The sequence below is a fragment of the Haliscomenobacter sp. genome (assembly GCF_040403615.1).
Classification (GTDB): Bacteria; Bacteroidota; Bacteroidia; order Chitinophagales; family Saprospiraceae; genus Haliscomenobacter.
In genome coordinates this window covers 1-4849 of record NZ_JBBAKG010000199.1, presented here as the reverse complement: position 1 = coordinate 4849, position 4849 = coordinate 1, and the positions used below count along the sequence as shown (strand labels likewise).

The window sequence follows — 4849 nt, the reverse complement described above, 5'->3', positions numbered from 1 at the left end:
TTCTGCGCAAACATCGGCACAAAAAGCAAGATTTGCAAAGATGTGACAAATATGGGTCAAATATGGGTCAACTATAACCAGCGAGCCAGGTCAGGGTTTTATTTCTTCGTTCAAGCAGGTTAATCCACCATTCACCAGGTTCAGGCCTCTTAGGCGTTGCACGATGGTGAGCATTTTCTCCCGATTGATCTGGTAGCGGCGGATCAACTCCGACAAGTCTTTTGAACTCAAGGTGGTGTGGTCTTTACCCGCAATCTCACTATAGTTGTTGACGAGTTTAACAAAATCTTCTCGATCTTGTTTGACCGAAGCATAAACCAGTGGTGAAACCGAAGCCGAATCCTTATTTGCCTTGATGTAAGTAGCCAGGTTGTTCATTACGGTTTCAAAGCATTCCAGTTTGCTGTAATACCCTGCGGAGATCTCGCGGTATTGGCGCAGGTTTTGCTCAAAAGAAGCGTTTTCAATCGCGGTGATCTTCTCCCCTACCCTTTGGCTACAAATCTGGCACAAAGGATAAACCTGGCTGGCGCGGTTGAGCAACCAGGATTTTTTGGATTCCAAATCAACCCGTGGATCGGGGGTGAAATCGGCCTCAAACAAAGCCGTTTCCATTTCTTTGAGTTTGCTCAAGGTCAGGTCGTAAGTTTCCAATGCCTCGATTTCTTTGGGCAACTTGCCTTGAATTTCGATTTGCTTGACCCGATCGCGGTAATATTCCAGCAATTCAATGTCTTCATATATCTGCCGAGGCGAGCGCTTGCCGTAATTGTATGGCCCCTGGTTGTTGAGCAAATAGGTTGCTACAGTGCGGGCTTTTTGCATCAACTCGGTTCCGAACCACAAATCCACATCATTGTGTATATTGCTGTACAAACGGGTGTATTTGTCGCGGATAATGGGTTCTTGATTGACCAACTTGCTCAATTCATCCTGGCGCAAATCGTGGACGTGATAATACAGTTCGATGACTTTTGAATAGGCCAACCAATCGGGGTATTTGGTATTGAGGCTGTTCTGGAAAAAGTCCATCTGCTTGTTGAGCTCTACGGCAAACTTGATGATTTCCAAAAACGATTTTTCTACTTCCCGCTTATTGGCGTTTTGAATCTTGCGAAAATCCTTGGCTTTTTTCTCAATGTACTGCTGATTGTAGGCCAGTTGCGAGTGATCGGTATTGTATTCCGCTTTGGTATTCACTACCAGGATAAAGGGGGCGGTGGTGGTGTTGACCATTTTCTTCAAGTCATCGACGCGATTGGGTCGAGCATTGTTAAAAAATTTGGAACGAACCGGTTTTTCCACATCCCAGTGGATACGGTACAAAATGGCCGATACGACCTTTTCTTCATACAACCCGCTCAATTCTTTGTTCAAGAGCTTGATGTAAAATTCACTGACAATTTTTTGCGGGTCTTCCAGATTCCCCATTGACTTGAGTCCCTTGTCTACCTGCGGGATGATCTGATCAGACAATGCTGAAAAGGTTCCCGCGATGGGGTTTTTGAGGATACTGGTGGCGGTACGACCCAAATTCAGAGAGATTTCGGCAGTTTTTTTCCAAAATTCATTGGAATTGTTGCCTTTGAAAGCTTCAAATTTGACTTTGGCTACAATGTCGCTTTTCAGGTTATCATCGGGGATGTTTTCTAAAAAACGACCACCGTATTCCACCAGGCGCTGCGATATATTCGGATTGCGTACATCGTGAATCATCAACGGAATGGTGAGCGTATTGGCTTCATTTACAGGATCTTTGATATTGACAGCCAGGTACATATACTGTGGATAGTCTCCTTTTTTGAGGCCCACATCTTTTTTCTCGCCTTTGTTCAGTCCTTCTCCTTCAAACACGTTTTGCAGCGCAGTCGGATTGAGCAGGTAAACATATGCCGAGTTCAGATTGTAATCAGAAGAGACAGGCGTTGGCGTTAGCCAGCTTTCCACTTCAGTAGCAGAGATGGAAAATTGGGCTTTTGAGGATTGAACACAGCACAGCATTAAGCATGCGGTGGAAAAGATAGAAATGGCGAATGAAAATCGCAGCGTTTCATTCTTGGCTGGAAAAAGCATTTTACCCAACATCGATGTTTACTTTTTAGAACAATTTACACCTTGCTCTTAACGTCATAAAATGCGAAAGTTACATATTTGAGGGTTTTTCTTTTCTCAAATAACGAAAAAAAACCAACAGTATCCAGCGCAACAGCAGTATCCAGGGCAGTCCATGCATGAGCAGATCAGCCCAATCCAGCCAGTCCTGGCCTTTTGCACCATCTCTCAACCAGATTAGCTTGCTGACCAGGTGGGGCTGGGGCGCAAAGGGCGCCAACCCTAAAGTGAGGCAGGCCAAAACCAGAAATTTCCAGTCGTCAATGGCTTTTTTCATGGGACGGAATTTTGGGGAAAAAATTCAATAAGTTCAAATTACGTCTTTTTCCATAAAAATCGCTTTTTTTACTTTCCAATTGTACCTTTCTGACCCGGAATTTAAAACAACCAATGAGCGAACAACCCAACATAGTAATATTAGACGGTTACACCCTCAACCCAGGAGACCTGAGCTGGAATGAGCTGAAAAACCTCGGAACAGTTCAAATTTACGATCGATCTACACCTGAGGAAATCGTTCTTCGTGCCAAAGATGCCGATGTTTTGATTGTCAATAAAGTAGTCCTTTCCAGGGCACACCTGGAACAATTGCCCAAATTGGGCTGCATTTGTGTCAGCGCTACAGGTTACAACAACATCGATTTGGTAGCTGCCCAAGAACAGGGAATTTCAGTGGCCAATGCGGTTGGTTACGGTACCTATTCCGTTGCCCAGCAGGTTTTTGCGCTGTTGCTGGAATTGACAAATCATGTTGCCCTGCACCACCAGAGCGTACTCAATGGCGATTGGAGCAATCAACCCGATTTTAGTTATTGGAAAAAACCTTTGGTCGAGTTGAATGGCAAAACCATGGGTATCCTTGGCTTTGGCCGCATTGGCCAAAAGGTAGCCTCCATCGCGATGGCTCTGGGCATGCGGGTTATAGCTACCCACCGCCATCCCGAACGAGATGCCTTGGTCGGTGTTACTTTTGTGCGCATCGAAGACTTGTTTGCATCCAGCGATGTGGTAAGTCTTACCGTACCACTCAACGACAAAACCCACCACATCGTCAATGCGTATTTGCTTCAACGCATGAAACCCAGCGCTTTTTTGATCAATACGGGTCGCGGAGAACTCATCAACGAACCCGATCTTTATCAAGCCCTCAAAAATGGCCAATTGGCTGGCGCCGGACTGGACGTACTGGACGGCGAACCGCCAAGAGCCGATCATCCCCTATTTGAATTGCCCAATTGCATCATCACTCCCCACCAGGCTTGGGCGAGCAAAGAAGCACGTCAGCGTTTGTTGGAAATCACGGTGAGCAATGTGGCTTCTTTCTTGCGGGGCAAACCGCAGAATGTGGTAGGGTAGTATTTAGATTAGTTTCAGTGCTAAACTTAAAAAATGGAATTTGTCAGCATTATCATTTTCATCATCGGATACATCCTGATCGCCCTTGAGCACAATATACGCATCGACAAAGCTGCTACTGCAGTAGTCACGGGGGTGTTGTGCTGGACTTGTTACAGCCTTTCGGGGGCCGATTTGCATGGATTGAATGAAACCTTGGGCATGCATTTTGCCGAAATTGCCGGGATTTTGTTTTTCCTGGTTGGAGCCATGACCATTGTAGAATTGATTGACGCCCACCGGGGCTTTGAGGTCATCAGCCAACTCATACAAACCAACAACAAACAGCGCTTGTTGTGGACCGTAGGAGTGTTGACGTTTTTCTTGTCGTCCATTCTCGACAATCTCACGACTACGATCGTGATGGTGGTTTTGCTGAAAAAACTCATCGCTGATCCCAAAGATCGCCTGTATTTCATTGGTGCAACTATTATTGCGGCCAATGCAGGGGGTGCCTGGACGCCGATTGGCGATGTAACCACGACCATGCTGTGGATTGGCGGGCAACTTTCGGTAGCGAACATCATGCTCAAATTGTTTCTGCCCTCTCTGGCTGCGCTAATTGTCCCTTTGTTTTTGATCAGCTTGCAGGTCAAAGGACAACTTCAAAGCATGCCGAAAGCTGATGCGAATGAGGTACAAGGAGTCAGTCAAAATGAAAAAAGCCTGATCCTGATCTCCGGATTGGTCTTGCTGCTGCTGGTCCCCGTATTCAAGGTAACGACTCACTTGCCACCATACATGGGCATGATGTTAGCACTCGGTATCCTTTGGTACCTGACCGAACTGATTCACCGCAGCAAGGAACACGAAGAGAAAAAAGCTTTTTCGGTGCTTACCGCGCTACAGCGCATGGACATGCCTTCCATCCTGTTTTTTCTGGGCATTTTATTGGCCGTTGCCGCACTGGAAACGCAGGGTACTTTGCCAAGTCTGGCGCAATGGCTCAATAGCAATGTGGGCAATCTAGACGTAGTGGTGATCATCACGGGCGTTTTGTCGGCCATCATCGACAACGTGCCGCTGGTTGCAGCAGCAATGGGCATGTACTCCATGACTGAAATTCCTGCCGACAGCAGATTCTGGGAAATGTTGGCCTATTGTGCAGGTACGGGAGGCAGCATGCTGATCATTGGTTCCGCCGCCGGCGTTGCGGCAATGGGGCTGGAAAAAATCAGTTTTGGCTGGTATTTCAGGAAAATCAGCTGGATTGCAGCGTTGAGTTATTGCGCCGGGATTGGGGTGTATTACTTGCAGGGGTTGTTTTGGTGAGCTTTCTAACTAAACGCTCTTGAAACAGGGCTTTCTGTTCTGTTTTTCTAAATTTTATAAAACCTTTAAA

At 46.4% G+C, this 4849-nt stretch carries 4 protein-coding genes; 2 read left to right on the top strand and 2 right to left on the bottom strand.

The window, feature by feature from the left end:
- Window positions 1-90: 90 nt before the first annotated feature.
- Window positions 91-2001, bottom strand: coding sequence for a hypothetical protein (locus ABW391_RS28530; RefSeq protein ID WP_353485311.1), 1911 nt, complete (start codon window positions 1999-2001; stop codon window positions 91-93).
- A gap of 142 nt (window positions 2002-2143) precedes the next feature.
- Window positions 2144-2389 carry a hypothetical protein gene (locus tag ABW391_RS28525; RefSeq protein ID WP_353485310.1) on the bottom strand — a complete coding sequence of 82 codons (246 nt, stop codon included), beginning with the start codon at window positions 2387-2389 and terminating at the stop codon, window positions 2144-2146.
- 113 nt (window positions 2390-2502) lie between these two features.
- Here ABW391_RS28525 and ABW391_RS28520 point away from each other — a divergent pair, with 113 nt between their 5' ends.
- The gene (locus ABW391_RS28520; RefSeq protein ID WP_353485309.1) at window positions 2503-3468 is read left to right on the top strand and encodes a D-2-hydroxyacid dehydrogenase; all 966 of its coding nucleotides are present in this window, start codon (window positions 2503-2505) and stop codon (window positions 3466-3468) included.
- A gap of 33 nt (window positions 3469-3501) precedes the next feature.
- Window positions 3502-4779 carry a sodium:proton antiporter NhaD gene (nhaD, locus tag ABW391_RS28515; RefSeq protein WP_353485308.1) on the top strand — a complete coding sequence of 426 codons (1278 nt, stop codon included), beginning with the start codon at window positions 3502-3504 and terminating at the stop codon, window positions 4777-4779.
- The last annotated feature ends 70 nt before the right edge of the window (window positions 4780-4849 follow it).

Bases quoted from the DNA above. Each gene is read 5' to 3' on its own strand.
- ABW391_RS28530 (WP_353485311.1), bottom strand. From the start codon at position 2,001: ATGCTGTGCTGTGTTCAATCCTCAAAAGCCCAATTTTCCATCTCTGCT.
- ABW391_RS28525 (WP_353485310.1), bottom strand. From the start codon at position 2,389: ATGAAAAAAGCCATTGACGACTGGAAATTTCTGGTTTTGGCCTGCCTC.
- ABW391_RS28520 (WP_353485309.1), top strand. From the start codon at position 2,503: ATGAGCGAACAACCCAACATAGTAATATTAGACGGTTACACCCTCAAC.
- nhaD (WP_353485308.1), top strand. From the start codon at position 3,502: ATGGAATTTGTCAGCATTATCATTTTCATCATCGGATACATCCTGATC.